Origin of the sequence: Paenibacillus sp. FSL L8-0502 (assembly GCF_038593055.1) — a bacterium.
Classification (GTDB): domain Bacteria; phylum Bacillota; class Bacilli; order Paenibacillales; family Paenibacillaceae; genus Paenibacillus; species Paenibacillus polymyxa_D.
In genome coordinates, this window is record NZ_CP151958.1 from 4,303,132 (window position 1) to 4,320,470 (window position 17,339).

At 47.7% G+C, this 17,339-nt stretch carries 11 protein-coding genes, 11 tRNA genes and 3 rRNA genes; all 25 read right to left on the bottom strand.

Going from position 1 to position 17,339, the window contains the following annotated elements:
• Positions 1-43: 43 nt before the first annotated feature.
• The 25 genes from ruvA to NSQ57_RS18760 all read right to left on the bottom strand — a co-directional run bounded on the left by ruvA (position 44) and on the right by NSQ57_RS18760 (position 17,317).
• Positions 44-658 (bottom strand): Holliday junction branch migration protein RuvA, encoded by a 615-nt coding sequence (gene ruvA / locus NSQ57_RS18640; protein WP_307347889.1) that lies wholly within the window; start codon positions 656-658, stop codon positions 44-46.
• Positions 655-1,158 carry a crossover junction endodeoxyribonuclease RuvC gene (ruvC, locus tag NSQ57_RS18645; RefSeq protein WP_029514797.1) on the bottom strand — a complete coding sequence of 168 codons (504 nt, stop codon included), beginning with the start codon at positions 1,156-1,158 and terminating at the stop codon, positions 655-657. Before ruvC ends, ruvA begins: the two co-directional genes overlap by 4 nt.
• A 229-nt stretch (positions 1,159-1,387) precedes the next feature.
• Positions 1,388-2,092: a BofC C-terminal domain-containing protein gene (locus NSQ57_RS18650; RefSeq protein ID WP_029514796.1), complete on the bottom strand. Its 705-nt coding sequence runs from the start codon at positions 2,090-2,092 to the stop codon at positions 1,388-1,390.
• 115 nt (positions 2,093-2,207) lie between these two features.
• A tRNA-Pro gene (locus NSQ57_RS18655) sits at positions 2,208-2,281 on the bottom strand.
• Between the two features lie 7 nt (positions 2,282-2,288).
• Positions 2,289-2,368, bottom strand: a tRNA-Leu gene (locus tag NSQ57_RS18660).
• A 12-nt stretch (positions 2,369-2,380) separates the two neighbouring features.
• Positions 2,381-2,457, bottom strand: a tRNA-Arg gene (locus NSQ57_RS18665).
• 5 nt (positions 2,458-2,462) lie between these two features.
• Positions 2,463-2,537, bottom strand: a tRNA-Gly gene (locus tag NSQ57_RS18670).
• Positions 2,538-2,572: 35 nt separating this feature from the next.
• Positions 2,573-2,648, bottom strand: a tRNA-Lys gene (locus NSQ57_RS18675).
• Positions 2,649-2,676: 28 nt separating this feature from the next.
• Positions 2,677-2,753, bottom strand: a tRNA-Asp gene (locus tag NSQ57_RS18680).
• A 26-nt stretch (positions 2,754-2,779) separates the two neighbouring features.
• Positions 2,780-2,856: transfer RNA gene (locus NSQ57_RS18685), tRNA-Met, on the bottom strand.
• Between the two features lie 29 nt (positions 2,857-2,885).
• Positions 2,886-2,961 (bottom strand) — tRNA-Val (locus tag NSQ57_RS18690).
• A 10-nt stretch (positions 2,962-2,971) separates the two neighbouring features.
• Positions 2,972-3,043, bottom strand: a tRNA-Glu gene (locus tag NSQ57_RS18695).
• A 17-nt stretch (positions 3,044-3,060) separates the two neighbouring features.
• Positions 3,061-3,152 (bottom strand) — tRNA-Ser (locus tag NSQ57_RS18700).
• Positions 3,153-3,155: 3 nt separating this feature from the next.
• A tRNA-Asn gene (locus NSQ57_RS18705) sits at positions 3,156-3,231 on the bottom strand.
• Positions 3,232-3,250: 19 nt separating this feature from the next.
• Positions 3,251-3,367, bottom strand: a 5S ribosomal RNA gene (gene rrf / locus NSQ57_RS18710).
• A 150-nt stretch (positions 3,368-3,517) separates the two neighbouring features.
• A 23S ribosomal RNA gene (locus tag NSQ57_RS18715) occupies positions 3,518-6,444 on the bottom strand.
• A 286-nt stretch (positions 6,445-6,730) separates the two neighbouring features.
• Positions 6,731-8,286, bottom strand: a 16S ribosomal RNA gene (locus tag NSQ57_RS18720).
• Together the 16S, 23S and 5S rRNA genes with 11 tRNA genes alongside form the textbook arrangement of a ribosomal RNA operon.
• A gap of 492 nt (positions 8,287-8,778) precedes the next feature.
• On the bottom strand, positions 8,779-10,377 hold the full coding sequence (locus NSQ57_RS18725) for a LysM peptidoglycan-binding domain-containing protein (RefSeq protein WP_342425150.1): 1,599 nt from the start codon (positions 10,375-10,377) through the stop codon (positions 8,779-8,781).
• A gap of 159 nt (positions 10,378-10,536) precedes the next feature.
• Positions 10,537-11,421, bottom strand: coding sequence for a branched-chain-amino-acid transaminase (gene ilvE, locus NSQ57_RS18730; RefSeq protein WP_165148833.1), 885 nt, complete (start codon positions 11,419-11,421; stop codon positions 10,537-10,539).
• Between the two features lie 17 nt (positions 11,422-11,438).
• Positions 11,439-12,338 (bottom strand): prephenate dehydratase, encoded by a 900-nt coding sequence (gene pheA, locus NSQ57_RS18735; protein ID WP_342425151.1) that lies wholly within the window; start codon positions 12,336-12,338, stop codon positions 11,439-11,441.
• Complete coding sequence (gene thrB, locus NSQ57_RS18740; protein WP_165148813.1) at positions 12,335-13,303, bottom strand: homoserine kinase; 969 nt, start codon at positions 13,301-13,303, stop codon at positions 12,335-12,337. Before thrB ends, pheA begins: the two co-directional genes overlap by 4 nt.
• 27 nt (positions 13,304-13,330) lie before the next feature.
• Entirely contained in the window at positions 13,331-14,617 is a 1,287-nt protein-coding gene (locus NSQ57_RS18745; protein ID WP_029518429.1) for a homoserine dehydrogenase, read from the bottom strand.
• Positions 14,618-14,660: 43 nt separating this feature from the next.
• On the bottom strand, positions 14,661-15,098 hold the full coding sequence (locus NSQ57_RS18750; RefSeq protein WP_013311587.1) for an ACT domain-containing protein: 438 nt from the start codon (positions 15,096-15,098) through the stop codon (positions 14,661-14,663).
• A 157-nt stretch (positions 15,099-15,255) separates the two neighbouring features.
• Entirely contained in the window at positions 15,256-16,566 is a 1,311-nt protein-coding gene (gene obgE, locus NSQ57_RS18755) for a GTPase ObgE (RefSeq protein ID WP_039272573.1), read from the bottom strand.
• A 13-nt stretch (positions 16,567-16,579) separates the two neighbouring features.
• Positions 16,580-17,317, bottom strand: a complete 738-nt coding sequence (locus NSQ57_RS18760; protein WP_029518427.1) for a Spo0B domain-containing protein — start codon at positions 17,315-17,317, stop codon at positions 16,580-16,582.
• Positions 17,318-17,339 lie beyond the last annotated feature (22 nt).

Sequence of the window (17,339 nt, forward strand, 5' to 3'; positions counted from 1 at the left end):
CGCTCCTCTTTTCACCAGACACTTGTTAACGGACATCCGCGTCCTATCCGGCAAACAACAGTTGCAAAGCCCGCTTCATCAAAATATCGGCAGATTCATCAGGTTTTGCATCTTTCTTCATTCTGCTCCATACCTTATCCAACTCAGTATCAGTATAACCGAGGGCCTTGAGCGCCTCACGGGCCTCGCCCCAATATGAACCTTCGCCTTCTTCTACGACAGGCTCAGCAAACAATCCGGTTGCCATCCCTAACGAGCCAATACCGTCCAGCTTGTCTTTCAAATCCAGAATCATACGTTGTGCCGTCTTTTTACCGATCCCCGGTAACTTGGTGAGAAATGTGATATTCTCCTGATAAATCGCCGTTACCACATGAGCAGGCGTACCGCCTCCTAAAATACCAAGCGCAACACGCGGTCCAATACCAGATACATCAATCAGTTTACGGAATAGCTGCTGCTCCTCACGGGTCGCAAAACCGAACAGTAAAATAGCATCTTCCCTTACATGATGGTGAATATAAATAACCACTGGACCTTCAGTTTTGGCGAACGCGTAAGGATTCGGACAAAATACCCGGTACCCTACACCCTGTACATCTAAAACGACATATTCATTTTCCAAATGGGCCACAGAACCACGCAAGAAATCTATCATTTTCGCAATACCTCATTTAATTTTGAATTTAGTCCATAGGAGTGCGCATGACAAATAGCCACCGCCAAAGCATCCGCTACATCGTCCGGTTTCGGCACAGTTTGAAGCTTTAGAAACATTCTAACCATTTCTTGTACCTGTTTCTTCTCAGCCTTACCATACCCTACAATAGCCTGCTTTACCTGCATCGGCGTGTATTCACCTATAGGCAAATTACGTTGTTTTGCAGCCAGCACCAGCACCCCACGTGCCTGACTTACAGACATAGCGGTTGTAACGTTGCGATTAAAAAAGAGCTTCTCCAGTGCTACTGCATCAGGCTTATATTTATCTATTAATTGCAACATGCCTTCATACACATGAAGCAGCCTTTCTTCTTCCGGTGTATGAGCCTCCGTCTGGATGCAGCCATACTGTACAGGCACCACTTTACTGCCAATCTTGTCTACAAACCCGAAGCCCACAATAGCAATACCCGGATCAATTCCTAGAAAACGCAAAAAAATCTCTCCTCTATCGCTCAATCATGGCGTAACTAACCAATAGTCAACGTTATCCTGAATATACTCAAAAGCCAAATACCATATAAAGCGAACATATGTGTCGTTCTTTTCATTATAACAAAACTTTGTATCTAATAGAGGAAAAAATTTAAACATGAGTAAAAACATAAAAAGAGACGCTTCAAGCCTCACCTCATGGGCAAAGCCTAACGTCTCGCAGTTGTAATCAATAGTGCTGTTTTAATACCCTTTGTGTTCGCTCCACGGCAAAGTCACTAAAAGTGGAAATTACACTGTTATACTCATTTATATCCTGTACACGGATTCCCTGCTGAAGTTGTTTATACACCCCTTCTGGCAAGGCCGTCTCCATGGAACCCACATCCAATTGAAAAAAAGTGCGGATAACTTTTTCTCTTTTAGGCAGTCCTTCATACAATGTAAGCTGGCCGTCAGTGCTCAAACCCATGTATCCACGCTCTTTGCATGACTCTGACAAGTCTTCCACCCTGCGTTCCAGCCACACCTCTCCTTTGGTATTAAGTCGTCCCTTCCAATCGGGATGTTGCTTCAGTAAGGTCTCTAGCTGCTGTGAACTTAGCGTTCCCAAGGAAAGTGTTTCCGTACCACATACGTAGGTGGTTAACAGACGGGTCTTCCTGCTTATACCGGAAGCACGAATACTTTGTAATAGTTGCATATGTGAGGAGTGATCTTCAGTTGGACCCAGATGTGAAGCCTCCTCCATGCCCTCCTCTGCCATGACGGTAGTAGCGAGTGGCTGTGACAACATAGCCTGCATATAATTCGATAACAGAATACCCAACCCTGCCAGCAAACAAGCCGCACCCAAAATGCTACAAGCCCACACTGTTCTTCTCCACTGTTTCCAGCGCCGTTTCATCTGCTTTTTCCAACTTAATCGCTTCACAGTAATCCCTTCCGTCCCACTTTTTGTGTTAGTGTGACCTGGTGATTACTGATTTATACAAAAAGATAATTAATATAACAAAAAAGCCGCTGCTTCCAGCGACTTTCCTTTTGAATCGGGATGACACGATTTGAACATGCGACCCCCTGGTCCCAAACCAGGTGCTCTACCAAGCTGAGCTACATCCCGAAATACATGCCGGTGAGAGGACTCGAACCTCCACGGTTTCCCTCACGATTTTGAGTCGCGCGCGTCTGCCAATTCCGCCACACCGGCTTATGAAGTTAATGGCGCGCCCTGAGAGATTCGAACTCCCGGCCTTTTGATTCGTAGTCAAACGCTCTATCCAGCTGAGCTAAGGGCGCAAATATGGAGCGGACGACGGGAATCGAACCCGCGACCCTCGCCTTGGCAAGGCGATGCTCTACCGCTGAGCCACGTCCGCAATATCATTATATCCATGACATATAAGTGCATGAATGGTGAGCCATGAAGGACTCGAACCTTCGACACCCTGATTAAAAGTCAGGTGCTCTACCAACTGAGCTAATGGCTCCCAACAGGGTAACATAACTTTGTAAAAATGGCGGAACTGACGGGATTCGAACCCGCGATCTCCTGCGTGACAGGCAGGCATGTTAGGCCTCTACACCACAGTTCCATAGCAGTTTACATTCAAAAGTTAATTGGTTGCGGGGGCAGGATTTGAACCTGCGACCTTCGGGTTATGAGCCCGACGAGCTACCGAACTGCTCCACCCCGCGATAATATAAGGGACTTCTATTTAAATAAATGGTGGAGGCTGAGGGGTTCGAACCCCCGACCCTCTGCTTGTAAGGCAGATGCTCTCCCAGCTGAGCTAAGCCTCCATATTACTTATGACCCGTAGGGGATTCGAACCCCTGTTACCTCCGTGAAAGGGAGGTGTCTTAACCCCTTGACCAACGGGCCATACAATAAAATAATTATGGCGGAGAGAGAGGGATTCGAACCCTCGAGACGCTTTTGGCGCCTACACGATTTCCAATCGTGCTCCTTCGACCAACTCGGACACCTCTCCATATGGCTCCCCGAACAGGACTCGAACCTGTGACAACTCGATTAACAGTCGAGTGCTCTACCAACTGAGCTATCAGGGAATAATAATCATAAAGCTCTGCTTGGCGACGTCCTACTCTCCCAGGACCCTGCGGTCCAAGTACCATCGGCGCTGGAGGGCTTAACGGTCGTGTTCGGGATGGGTACGTGTGGAACCCCTCCGCTATCGCCACCAAACATGAATTTGCTACGCAAATTCTTCCGTAAGGTTATTCGGTTCATCACTTATTGTGTGAATGAATAGCCATGCGCTTGTCGTATGTCACTTGTACATACCTTCAAGGTTACACCCTGAAAACTGGATCCGAAACTCATTGCGTTTTATCTTAGGATAAGCCCTCGACCGATTAGTATTGGTCAGCTCCATGCATTACTGCACTTCCACCCCCAACCTATCTACCTCGTCGTCTTCAAGGGGTCTTACTAATTGGGAAATCTCATCTTGAGGGGGGCTTCACGCTTAGATGCTTTCAGCGCTTATCCCTTCCGTACATAGCTACCCAGCGGTGCTCCTGGCGGAACAACTGGTACACCAGCGGTACGTCCATCCCGGTCCTCTCGTACTAAGGACAGCTCCTCTCAAATTTCCTACGCCCACGACAGATAGGGACCGAACTGTCTCACGACGTTCTGAACCCAGCTCGCGTACCGCTTTAATGGGCGAACAGCCCAACCCTTGGGACCTACTTCAGCCCCAGGATGCGATGAGCCGACATCGAGGTGCCAAACCTCCCCGTCGATGTGGACTCTTGGGGGAGATAAGCCTGTTATCCCCAGGGTAGCTTTTATCCGTTGAGCGATGGCCCTTCCATGCGGTACCACCGGATCACTAAGCCCGACTTTCGTCCCTGCTCGACTTGTAGGTCTCGCAGTCAAGCTCCCTTCTGCCTTTGCACTCTTCGAATGATTTCCAACCATTCTGAGGGAACCTTGGGGCGCCTCCGTTACTCTTTAGGAGGCGACCGCCCCAGTCAAACTGCCCACCTGACACTGTCCTCGCACCGGTTCACGGTACCAAGTTAGAACCTAGATACGATCAGGGTGGTATCCCAAGGATGCCTCCCTTCAAGCTGGCGCTCAAAGTTCGACGGCTCCCACCTATCCTGTACAGATCGTACCCAAATTCAATATCAAGCTGCAGTAAAGCTCCATGGGGTCTTTCCGTCTTGTCGCGGGTAACCTGCATCTTCACAGGTATTAAAATTTCACCGGATCTCTCGTTGAGACAGCGCCCAAGTCGTTACGCCATTCGTGCGGGTCAGAATTTACCTGACAAGGAATTTCGCTACCTTAGGACCGTTATAGTTACGGCCGCCGTTTACTGGGGCTTCGGTTCATAGCTTCGCCCCGAAGGGCTTACCACTCCCCTTAACCTTCCAGCACCGGGCAGGCGTCAGCCCGTATACTTCGCCTTGCGGCTTCGCACAGACCTGTGTTTTTGCTAAACAGTCGCTTGGGCCTTTTCACTGCGGCCCCCTCGGGCTATTCACCCTACCGAGGCACCCCTTCTCCCGAAGTTACGGGGTCATTTTGCCGAGTTCCTTAACGAGAGTTCTTCCGCGCGCCTTAGAATTCTCTTCTCGCCTACCTGTGTCGGTTTGCGGTACGGGCACCTTCTCCTGGCTAGAGGCTTTTCTTGGCAGTCTGAGATCATGACCTTCGCTACTATAATTTTCGCTCCCCATCACAGCCCAGCCTTACGATGTGCGGATTTGCCTACACACCAGCCTCACTGCTTAGACGGACATCCATCAGTCCGCGTCACTACCCTACTGCGTCACCCCATCGCTCATAACGGATTACGGTGGTACAGGAATTTCGACCTGTTGTCCTTCGACTACGCCTATCGGCCTCGCCTTAGGTCCCGACTTACCCTGAGCGGACGAACCTTCCTCAGGAACCCTTAGGCTTTCGGCGGATCTGATTCTCACAGATCTTTTCGTTACTCATACCGGCATTCTCACTTGAATGCAGTCCAGCGCTCCTTACGGTACACCTTCAACCCGCATTCAACGCTCCCCTACCCCTGATGCAAGCATCAAGCCATAGCTTCGGTGGTGTGTTTAGCCCCGTTACATTTTCGGCGCAGAGTCACTCGACCAGTGAGCTATTACGCACTCTTTCAATGGTGGCTGCTTCTAAGCCAACATCCTGGTTGTCTGTGCAACTCCACATCCTTTCCCACTTAACACACACTTGGGGACCTTAGCTGATGGTCTGGGCTGTTTCCCTTTCGACAATGGATCTTAGCACTCACTGTCTGACTCCCGGAACTAAATCTATGGCATTCGGAGTTTGACTGAGCTTGGTAACCCTTGCGGGCCCCGCACCCAATCAGTGCTCTACCTCCACGATTCTTCTTTCCGAGGCTAGCCCTAAAGCTATTTCGGGGAGAACCAGCTATCTCCGGGTTCGATTGGAATTTCTCCGCTACCCCCACCTCATCCCCGCATTTTTCAACATGCGTGGGTTCGGGCCTCCAGTGCGTGTTACCGCACCTTCACCCTGGACAGGGGTAGATCACCCGGTTTCGGGTCTACGTCCACGTACTCATTCGCCCTATTCAGACTCGCTTTCGCTGCGGCTTCAGCTCTTCACCTTAACCTTGCACGGGAACGTAACTCGCCGGTTCATTCTACAAAAGGCACGCCATCACCCCTAGATCGGGCTCTGACTTCTTGTAAGCACACGGTTTCAGGATCTATTTCACTCCCCTTCCGGGGTGCTTTTCACCTTTCCCTCACGGTACTGCTTCACTATCGGTCGCCAGGGAGTATTTAGCCTTGGCAGATGGTCCTGCCGGATTCATACGGGGTTTCACGTGCCCCGCACTACTCGGGATCCGTCTCGGAGAGAACAAGTTTTGAACTACAGGGCTTTTACCTTCTCTGGCGGGCCTTTCCAGACCTCTTCATCTAACCGGTTCCTTTGTAACTCCATGTGAGACGTCCCACAACCCCAAGGAGCAAGCTCCTTGGTTTGGGCTAATCCGCGTTCGCTCGCCGCTACTGACGGAATCACTATTGTTTTCTCTTCCTCAGGGTACTTAGATGTTTCAGTTCCCCTGGTCTGCCTCTATTCTGCCTATGTATTCAGCAGAAAGTGACTGTCGATGAAGACAGCCGGGTTTCCCCATTCGGACATCCCCGGATCAAAGCTTGCTTACAGCTCCCCGAGGCTTTATCGTTGTTCGCCACGTCCTTCGTCGGCTCCTGGCGCCTAGGCATCCTCCGTGTGCTCTTTGTAGCTTAACCTAGTATTTACATCGTAAATACGATTTGCTTTGAATTTCGGTTCAACACTTACGTGTGAATGAAATTCAAGGCAGCTACCTTTATTTCACTTGTTTACACAAGATCAGCTTAAAGGAATATTCTAAAACGCAATTTCGTTTCGGTATCCAGTTTTCAAGGTGCAAAGCTGTAAACAACCAGCTTTTTTTGAGAGTTTGAGCTCTCAAAACTGAGCAACGAGTGAGTAGTTTTTGAAGCTTACGCTTCATATTTGAATGTTTCCATCGCAGGAAACGATTCTCCATAGAAAGGAGGTGATCCAGCCGCACCTTCCGATACGGCTACCTTGTTACGACTTCACCCCAATCATCTACCCCACCTTCGGCGGCTGGCTCCCTTGCGGGTTACCCCACCGACTTCGGGTGTTGTAAACTCTCGTGGTGTGACGGGCGGTGTGTACAAGACCCGGGAACGTATTCACCGCGGCATGCTGATCCGCGATTACTAGCAATTCCGACTTCATGTAGGCGAGTTGCAGCCTACAATCCGAACTGAGACCGGCTTTTCTAGGATTGGCTCCACCTCGCGATTTCGCTTCCCGTTGTACCGGCCATTGTAGTACGTGTGTAGCCCAGGTCATAAGGGGCATGATGATTTGACGTCATCCCCACCTTCCTCCGGTTTGTCACCGGCAGTCTGCTTAGAGTGCCCAGCTTGACCTGCTGGCAACTAAGCATAAGGGTTGCGCTCGTTGCGGGACTTAACCCAACATCTCACGACACGAGCTGACGACAACCATGCACCACCTGTCTCCTCTGTCCCGAAGGAAAGCCATATCTCTACAGCGGTCAGAGGGATGTCAAGACCTGGTAAGGTTCTTCGCGTTGCTTCGAATTAAACCACATACTCCACTGCTTGTGCGGGTCCCCGTCAATTCCTTTGAGTTTCAGTCTTGCGACCGTACTCCCCAGGCGGAATGCTTAATGTGTTAACTTCGGCACCAAGGGTATCGAAACCCCTAACACCTAGCATTCATCGTTTACGGCGTGGACTACCAGGGTATCTAATCCTGTTTGCTCCCCACGCTTTCGCGCCTCAGCGTCAGTTACAGCCCAGAGAGTCGCCTTCGCCACTGGTGTTCCTCCACATCTCTACGCATTTCACCGCTACACGTGGAATTCCACTCTCCTCTTCTGCACTCAAGCTCCCCAGTTTCCAGTGCGACCCGAAGTTGAGCCTCGGGATTAAACACCAGACTTAAAGAGCCGCCTGCGCGCGCTTTACGCCCAATAATTCCGGACAACGCTTGCCCCCTACGTATTACCGCGGCTGCTGGCACGTAGTTAGCCGGGGCTTTCTTCTCAGGTACCGTCACTCTTGTAGCAGTTACTCTACAAGACGTTCTTCCCTGGCAACAGAGCTTTACGATCCGAAAACCTTCATCACTCACGCGGCGTTGCTCCGTCAGGCTTTCGCCCATTGCGGAAGATTCCCTACTGCTGCCTCCCGTAGGAGTCTGGGCCGTGTCTCAGTCCCAGTGTGGCCGATCACCCTCTCAGGTCGGCTACGCATCGTCGCCTTGGTAGGCCTTTACCCCACCAACTAGCTAATGCGCCGCAGGCCCATCCACAAGTGACAGATTGCTCCGTCTTTCCTCCCTCTCCCATGCAGGAAAAGGATATATCGGGTATTAGCTACCGTTTCCGGTAGTTATCCCTGTCTTGTGGGCAGGTTGCCTACGTGTTACTCACCCGTCCGCCGCTAGGTTGTGTAGAAGCAAACTTCTACACAACCCCGCTCGACTTGCATGTATTAGGCACGCCGCCAGCGTTCGTCCTGAGCCAGGATCAAACTCTCCATTAAAGACCAACCGAAGCTGGTTTATAGAAAGAGCGATAAGCTCATGTTGAAACTGACGAGATAAAAATATCTCTTGTTTGATTTTGCGAACAAAATCGTTTTACTCACTCGTTGTTCAGTTTTCAAAGATCAAACCTACATCATATCTCACTTTGTTTCACCACCGCATCTCAGCGGCGACTTAAATAATATATCATGTTTTCTGCGTCTTTGCAACACTTTTTTTAAGAGAATTTTATAATCAACTCTGCTTTGTTTTCGTGTTGCTAACTATCTTGTAAAAGACAGCTATAAGAATATACCACATATATAAGCTTAGTAGCAACACCTTTTTTAAAAAATTATTTTCTCATCTTTAAAATCACTGCATTTAAATAAAGAGACCATTATTCCCTCAAGCAGAATAACAGTCTCTTTAACATTCATTTCTTTCTCTTAATGACTAATAAAGCCAGGGCACTACTAGGAGTCTCTCTTCTTTTACTTTTAGCCACGTCAGTCCCTAATCCATGGATTTTTACGCGAACGAGCACTAAAGGATGAGGAACGAGTTTCTCCTCCAGTTGAATTACGGGATTTTTGCTTCTTATGAGTAGCATTTTTACTGGAAACCTTGACTTTGGACGTCTCTTCTTTGGATGTGCTGCCAGAGCTGTCTTTTGATTTACCTTTACTCACGCTACGATCCTTTGTTTTAGAAGAAGAATCAATTTCATTTTGGGATGCTATAGTCAGATTGTTACCTACCTCCTGCGTTCCTGGAATTGCTGGTGCCGACTGGACGTTCTCTTCCCGGCATCCACAGTCTGGCATAAACATATAGGGTGTTGTATATCCCTCTAATGGATACATAGGTGCATTCCCATGCGCAAACGGATGATAAGGGGAATTCGCAGATTGTTGTCCTTGTAGTTGGCTATAGTCGGATACGTGTCCAGCCGCAGGCAAACCATATGGAGGTCCTCCCCATGCCTGGCTCCATTGACTGCTCTGGACTGTACTCTCTGAATACTGCGGCGGATGCCCTTGATGGATAAATGGAGGATAGACAGGATAGGATGCATTTTCAGACACTTCATGGCTCGGATAATATCCGGGGGCGCAGCAATCTGAATAGGCAGGATAAGGTGTTGGATAGGCATTTATAATTGGTGTCTGCACAGGCCCCCAGCACCATGGATGCTCACAGTCATGATGATAGCCCTGATCAGAAACTACAATAGGAGAGGCATATTCTGCTAAGGAGGTATTTATAGGCGCTTGAGGAGACCCAATCCCCGGATACCACGAGTTCGGCATTGCATTTATTTGTGGGCTATAATCAGATGTCGGCTGTTGTATCGACCACTCGGAATTTACCATCGACTCCGATTTTGTGCAGCCGCAAAACTTTTCAGCTACAGGTTGCTTCACAACAGTTGTAGGAAGCTGTGGCTTAGATGCAATCGGTTGGGTAACTATAGGTTGCATTTGAGGTGGAGCAGGTGGTGTAACTATGGGCTGCATTTGAGGTGGAGCGGGATTTACGGGTGCCATAGGAACTTCAGGCAGTTTTAATTCAGGAAGCTTAGGAGGATTCACTGTTTCTTTCGGCTGTGTCATCTCTTCTTTAGGGCTAGGCATATTCTCCGGTTTAGGCTGTATTAATTCCGCCTTGGGCTGGGTAAGTTCTTCCTTGGTCGGGGATTCGGTTTTAGGCTGTGTCATCTCTTCTTTGACTGCGGTATTTTTTTTATTCTCAGTAAAATCAGAATTCTCTTCTTTGTAGTGTGGAATATTAACTGTTTCTCCAACCAGTAGTGCATTCGGGTTTTTAAGCTGGGAATTGGCATCAATAATTAGCTTGAGCGGTACATTCCACGCCTTGGACAATTTCCACAATGAATCTCCTTGCTTAACCTTGTGTTGATATACCGTTGACGGCTGTGTTTCCATCGTGACAGGCTCTGTCGGAATTTTAATTTTCTCTCCGATGCTCAACTGATTAGGGTCTGCCAATTGGGGATTGGCGGCAATAACTTTCTCCAGCGTCACATTATACTTCTGTGCCAGCAAGTATAGAGTGTCACCTTTTTTGACGATGTGTATTTTCACAGGTCACAAACCTCCTAGACTTTCGTTCGGGCGGGATAAACGCCCGGCTTCTGTTATTACATCCTATGCACCTACCGGGCGAATGACCCCATACAAACAAAAAAATCCTTTTAACTAAATACTCTCGCGAGCATTCAGTTAAAAGGATTCGGTTTTATTTTAGTCCTGCCACACTTTGTAGCCATCCTGATCCACGATCTTCCGGAATTCAGTCAGGAGCTCCAAAGTCACTGGGCCAGCAACGCCGGAGCCGATCGTACGACCATCCACCTCATAAGCTGCAATAACTTCTGCCGCAGTTCCTGTAAAAAACACCTCGTCCGCAACATATACATCATGCAGTGTAAAAGGTTGTTCCTTAAGGGAGTACCCAAGCTTAGCACACAAATCGATAATAGCATTACGAGTAATTCCTTCAAGCGCTCCCAAATAGCAAGGAGGTGTATACAACACTCCGTTTTTGACAATGAAAATGTTGTCTGCAGAGCCTTCCGTCACATATCCTTGGGAATTGAGCATAATAGCCTCACCTACACCAGCATAGTTAGACTGGATCTTCACGAGGATATTGTTGAGATAGTTCAATGATTTAATCTTCGGATTCAAAGCATCCGGGATGTTGCGACGCTGAGAGACAGAAATTGTCTTCAGGCCAGTCAAGTAAGCTTCTTCTGGGTAAATGGCGAGCTGCTCCACGATAATGATGACACTCGCCTTCGCACAACGAAGAGGGTCTAAACCTAGATTTCCTGCACCTCGGGATACAACTAGACGGATATATCCGTTACGCATTTCGTTAAGACGAATCGTTTCAGCCATTGCTTCCAACATTTCATCAGAAGACAACGGAATGTTTAATTGAATGGATTTCGCAGAATCATACAGGCGCTCCAAGTGCTCCTTACATTTAAAAATATTCCCGTTATAAATACGAATGCCTTCAAATATACCGTCTCCGTACAAGAATCCATGATCATATACGGAAACCTTTGCGTTTTCCTTAGTCACATGCTGCCCATCCAGATAGATCCATTGTTCTGCCATTAAAATCACACCTCCGATTAATGTTCCTTTAAAGTAGGTTCGATCGCTGCTTCAACATACTTGTAGCTTGGATAAGAGCCAAGAATACGTACACGGCACCCCAAAGCCTCGATCTCTGCAAAGGCTGCTGGAAGCAGAACGGAATGCAGAGATTCCAAAACTTCAATGTAAAAATAATAATTCCCCAATTGCTTTTTGGTCGGACGCGATTCAATACGGGACAGATTTAACCTGCGCCATGCAAATGCGGATAAAACCTGATGCAGCGCTCCCGGGAAGTCCTGCGGCGGCGTGACCAAAATACTGGTGCGCTGACCTTCAGGCACACCCGGGAGACTTATAGGTTGATGACCGATCAAGACAAAGCGGGTAAAGTTGTTATCGTGATCCGTCACTTTGCTGGCCAAAATATCCAATCCGTGTTTGGCAGCCGCAAGCTTGGTTCCGAGAGCGGTCCAGCCTTTACCGGGGTTATGTTTAACAATTTCGACGGCTTCCGCCGTACTTCCTGCACTCTCCAGCTCGGCCTGAGGAGCGAAAGCCTGTATGAATTCTTTACACTGAGGAAGCGCTACAGGATGAGACATAATTTTGACCACTTTGCTCAAATCCAGCTTGTCCAAATCCTTCGTAAATTCACTGCGATGACCAATAAGATTTTGAATTGAAGGATATACCCATTCCGCCTGCATTTGAATGTCTACTTCATGTACAAGCCAATCCATATGCAAACTTACAGAGCCATCAATCGTATTTTCAATGGGAATTACACTATAGTCTGCCTGACCCTTGTCTACTGCCTGAAATACGTCCGCGATATGTTTGTAAAAAAGTAATTCATGGGACGTATCTCCTAACAAATACTTAATCGCTTCATGAGAAACAGTCCCCTCAGGAAGAAGTGCAATTCGTTTCATATCGTAAGTTCCCCTTTAATCATATCCATAAAAGGGAGAGTATTCCCTTCTGTATATACTTTAACTCCTTCATTCTCAGGGCGCAATTTTAAAACAGAAGCAGTGATCCCCTCTTTGTTCATGGTATCCGTTAAATACTGCTCCAGCTCTGCTTTCCGATTTTCCCGCCGATCTGTCAATGCCAGCAACGTTGGTCCAGCCCCACTTAGAGCCACACCCAAAGCACCATAATGGTGCGCATCCTGCAAGATCTCTGTCATACCTGGCACAAGTGCCGCGCGGTAAGGCTGATGAAGCTGATCACGCATCGCTTCAGCGATTAAGTCGGTTCGCCCTGATGCCAATGCTGCTACCAACATGGAAGCATGACTTATATTATATACAGCATCCTTCAATGATACTTGTGCGGGTAGAACCTCTCTGGCTTTCGACGTGGACAGCTGAAAATCTGGAATAACTACCATAACCTCCAGATTGGTATCCGGTTCAAGTCGTAAATGCCTAGCACGCTCACCGTCCCACATCGCTGTAATAATACCGCCAAACAGAGAAGCTCCAACATTATCCGGATGTTTTTCAATGGCGCTTGCCATATCGAACAACTTGGAATCCGGCAGAGGCGAGCCAATCAACGTATTTGCAGCGACCAAGGCGCCCACAATGGCGGAAGCACTGCTGCCCAAACCACGAGTGAGTGGAATATCTGAGTACATCGAAATATCGAGCTCAGGAACTGATACACCTGCTTCCCGAAAAACCATTTGTGCTACCTTGAAAATCAGATTAGTTTTATCTTGGGGAACACCATTCATTTCATCTCCGTATAAATGAAAAGCCGTCTGTTCGGCCTCCTTCATTTCAATCCATGCATATAAGGACAATGCCATGCCCAATGTATCAAAGCCGGGACCCAAGTTGGCCGTACTCGCAGGCACACGCACTCTTGCTGTTTTTAAAACGGTCATACAGACAATTCCTCCTGCTTTTATTGACTATCCCTCTACTCGATATACGCTCTTGATCCGACGGATGACGTCCAAAGTTTCAAAATGCTCCAAAACCTTTTTCATACTTGCTTTACTGGCTAAATGAGTCACGATAATAATTTCAGCATCGGGGTTAACCTCATTCGGTTGCTGCACAACAGATGCCAGACTGACATCAAATTCAGCAAATACTTGCGTAATCCGTGCCAACACCCCTGCTTTATCATCCACATGCAGAAGCACGAAGTTTTTGAAATACACATCTTCGTCGTTACTAATTTTTTTAGGGTTGTAAGGAACGATGGCTTTAAGCCCATTGACACCAAGTTTGAGATTTTTCACTACAGCTACTAAATCGGCTACAACCGATGTTGCCGTTGGCATTTCACCTGCACCCGCACCATAAAACATGGTTTCACCCACTGCTTCACCATGCACATATACCGCGTTGAATACCCCGTTCACCGAAGCCAATGGATGCTGCTTTCGTACCATAGTCGGCTGAACGTTAATCGTAAATTCATCACCTTGTCTCTCTGCAATGCCGAGTAATTTCATTTCATATCCTAGTTTTTTAGCAAAAGCAATATCTTCACTGGTTACCTTTGAAATGCCGCTGACACTTACATCCTTGAGCTCTACATTAGAGCGGAAACCCAGCGTGCCGAGAATTGCCATTTTACGGGCTGCATCCAGTCCTTCCACGTCTGAGGTCGGATCGGATTCAGCATACCCAAGCTCCTGCGCTTCCTTGAGAACTTCCTCGTACGAGGCCCCTTCCTGACTCATTTTGGTTAAAATAAAGTTTGTCGTACCGTTCACAATCCCCATAATGCGGGTAATGCGGTCGGAGGAGAAACCTTCAATTAATGTACGAATGATCGGGATACCACCTGCTACACTCGCTTCATAAAAAATATCACACTGCTTTTCCTGCGCCTTTGCTAATACTTCAGAACCGTGCAAAGCCATTAAGTCCTTATTTGCTGTTACGATGTGTTTACCCCGCTCCAGCGCTTCCAGAATGTACTCCTTCGTCTGATCAACGCCGCCCATGACTTCGATAATTACATCAATTTCAGGGTCCCGAATAACTTCCCATGGGTCCTCAGTAAGCTTGCTCGTCTCCACTTCAATGGAACGATATTTTTCTATGTTTTTTACAGCTATTTTTTCAATGATGATCGGTGAACCGACTTGTCTGCTCAAGTCTTCCTGATTGCCTTCTACGATTCGAACGACTCCCGTTCCTACCGTCCCCAAACCTAACAATCCTACTTTGACCGGTTTCATCCATTCCCCTCCTGCTAACTTTTATCCAATGAACTGTATTGCCTTAACCTTGCCCAATCAGGCGAACACGTTTGACTCCAGAGATATCTTCCAAGCCCTCCAGTAGAACACCCAACTCTTCACTGAGTCTGGACATTTCTACCGAGATGACTACGTTGGCTCTGCCTTGCAGTGGAATACTTTGCTGGATCGTCAGCACATTGCCTCCGAAATCTGCCACTCTGCCAAGCACCCTGGACAACATTCCGGATTGATGCTCCAAATCAATAGAGATATTAACAATTCGCTCACGCTCCAGCTGGTTAACCAAATGTATGCCATCCTTATATTTATAAAAGGCGCTTCGGCTTAGCCCAACTTGCTCGACGGCATCATGCACGGTTTTAACATCTCCTGAAGCCAGCAGCAGTTTCACCTGTATGGTCTTAACAATAGCTTCAGGCAAAATATCTTCCCGTACCAAGTAATAGCGCTCTTTCAAGAACGTCCTCTCCTCAAAGACTTATGTTTTTGTATAGAGGACATTATATCGAAACTCATGAAAATCGGCAAGCAAACAATGCAAAAAACGGCTACTGCCTTCTATAGAGTTTCCTATAGTACAGTAACCGTTCAGGTTTTAGACCTTAATTTAAAATTTAGTAGTAGCTGCTGCCTTCAACAAATTCGAACTCGAAATCAGCAATGCGTACAGATGTACCATCTTTGGCACCACGCTTGCGTAACTCAGCATCCACACCCATGTGGCGTAACGTTCTTGCTAATTTCAAAATAGCATCATGCGAGTTCAACTGCATGCGCTTCATCATGCGCTCAATTTTAGGGCTCTGCACCACGAATGTATCGTTTTCACGTACAATTGTAAAGCCCTCGTCTTCTGCTGTATCCAGCTTAAATACCTTACGTTCATTGACTTCTGCTACTTCCTCAACAACCGGCTCGTCTGGTATTTGATCCAGCAAATCAGCAGCCCGGTAGAGCAGTTCCTTCACACCTTGACGTGTCAGTGAGGAAATAGGCATGATTTCAAGATCAGGACGTATAGAAGCAATCTGCTCTTTGAAGTGAGCCAGGTTTTCTTCCGCTTCCGGCATATCCATTTTATTGGCCGCCACAATTTGTGGACGCTCAGCCAATGCTGCATTATATTGTTTCAATTCGTCGTTAATTTTAGTCCAATCTTCAAACGGGTCACGTCCTTCGGAGCCCGCCATATCCACGACATGGATAATAATACGCGTCCGCTCAATGTGCCGCAGAAATTCATGTCCCAGCCCAATACCTTCATGAGCTCCTTCAATCAAACCAGGCAAATCCGCCATCACAAAGTTACGATGATCACCCACATCTACAACGCCCAAATTCGGAGTAATCGTTGTAAAGTGGTATGCCCCAATTTTCGGTTTCGCGGAAGATACAACAGACAACAAGGTAGACTTTCCTACACTAGGGAACCCGACCAAACCTACGTCAGCCATCACTTTTAACTCAAGCGTGATATAACGTTCTTGTCCTTCTGCGCCATTCTCAGCCAACTCAGGCGCTGGATTACTCGGCGTAGCAAAACGGATGTTCCCGCGTCCTCCGCGTCCTCCTTTAGCTACGACGACTTGTTGACCATGACGTGTCATATCTGCTACTACTTCACCAGTATCATCATCTATGATGACCGTTCCCGGTGGTATACGTACGATCATGTGCTCCGCATTGGCTCCGTGTTGACTTTTGTTACGACCTTTCACTCCACGCTGGGCTTTAAAATGTCGTTGGTACCGAAAATCCATCAAGGTACGCAAACCCTCATCTACACGGAAAATTACATCTCCACCGTTCCCTCCGTCACCACCACCTGGGCCACCTTCAGGAACGTATTTCTCACGACGAAACGCAATTAATCCGTCTCCGCCGTCTCCGCCTTTAACAAAAATCTTCGCTTTATCTACAAACATGGTTACACCTTCCTTATGTCTGGCACTGCATCCGAATTTGAAACATTTCGCCCGTAGGGAGCTTCTCTGTTCGAATGCGTTCACTTCCGGGTACGGATCTGACCCGCTTAAGGATATTCAAATCCGCAGGTATGTCACTTCCTTCAAAACGGACGATAACATCATTCTGATCCATACCGAAATAAAGTGTCAATCTGCGCACTTCTCCCCAGGACGACCGGCCCCCGCCATATTGATACGCACGCACCGTTTCTATGACGGCCGAGGCAAGCGACTCGCCGTCTTCGGGAGACATGACAGCGTCTAACTTTAACTGCTCCTCAACCTGTACCGACAACTGTAAATTACCGGCGTTCACGCGAAAAGACTGTAAATAAAACACCAGTGAGGGAATACCCAACTTAGATATTTTACTGTCTTCCGCCACGCGCCCTTTTATTGTTTCCACATAAGCAACAGATTTATCATGCTTATTCATGCGAATATATCCATAAAGCACCTGCAAGTCATTCATCCAGTCATGCCGATGATGGTTAAGCATTGCAATCGCTGTACGCTCAAAAGAACGCAAAGCAGCTTTCCGCTCATACTCAACCTGTCTATTCGTATACCACATACCAAAACATGCAGCAACTACAGACCATACTGCTAATAAGATAATCGTTAATACTTCGGGATAGAGCAGTGAAAAAACCAAAGGAATCAGAATGGAACCCAACGCCAGATAAGGCGCTCTTATCCGCTGGAACATGGCTTCTCTCCGTTCTGCGATA

What these genes read in the sequence shown, in the direction of transcription:
- ruvA (WP_307347889.1), bottom strand. Translation starts at nt 658, where the DNA reads ATGATAGATTTCTTGCGTGGTTCTGTGGCCCATTTGGAAAATGAATAT.
- ilvE (WP_165148833.1), bottom strand. Translation starts at nt 11,421, where the DNA reads ATGGCAGAACAATGGATCTATCTGGATGGGCAGCATGTGACTAAGGAA.
- pheA (WP_342425151.1), bottom strand. Translation starts at nt 12,338, where the DNA reads ATGAAACGAATTGCACTTCTTCCTGAGGGGACTGTTTCTCATGAAGCG.
- thrB (WP_165148813.1), bottom strand. Translation starts at nt 13,303, where the DNA reads ATGACCGTTTTAAAAACAGCAAGAGTGCGTGTGCCTGCGAGTACGGCC.
- NSQ57_RS18745 (WP_029518429.1), bottom strand. Translation starts at nt 14,617, where the DNA reads ATGAAACCGGTCAAAGTAGGATTGTTAGGTTTGGGGACGGTAGGAACG.
- obgE (WP_039272573.1), bottom strand. Translation starts at nt 16,566, where the DNA reads ATGTTTGTAGATAAAGCGAAGATTTTTGTTAAAGGCGGAGACGGCGGA.
- NSQ57_RS18760 (WP_029518427.1), bottom strand. Translation starts at nt 17,317, where the DNA reads ATGTTCCAGCGGATAAGAGCGCCTTATCTGGCGTTGGGTTCCATTCTG.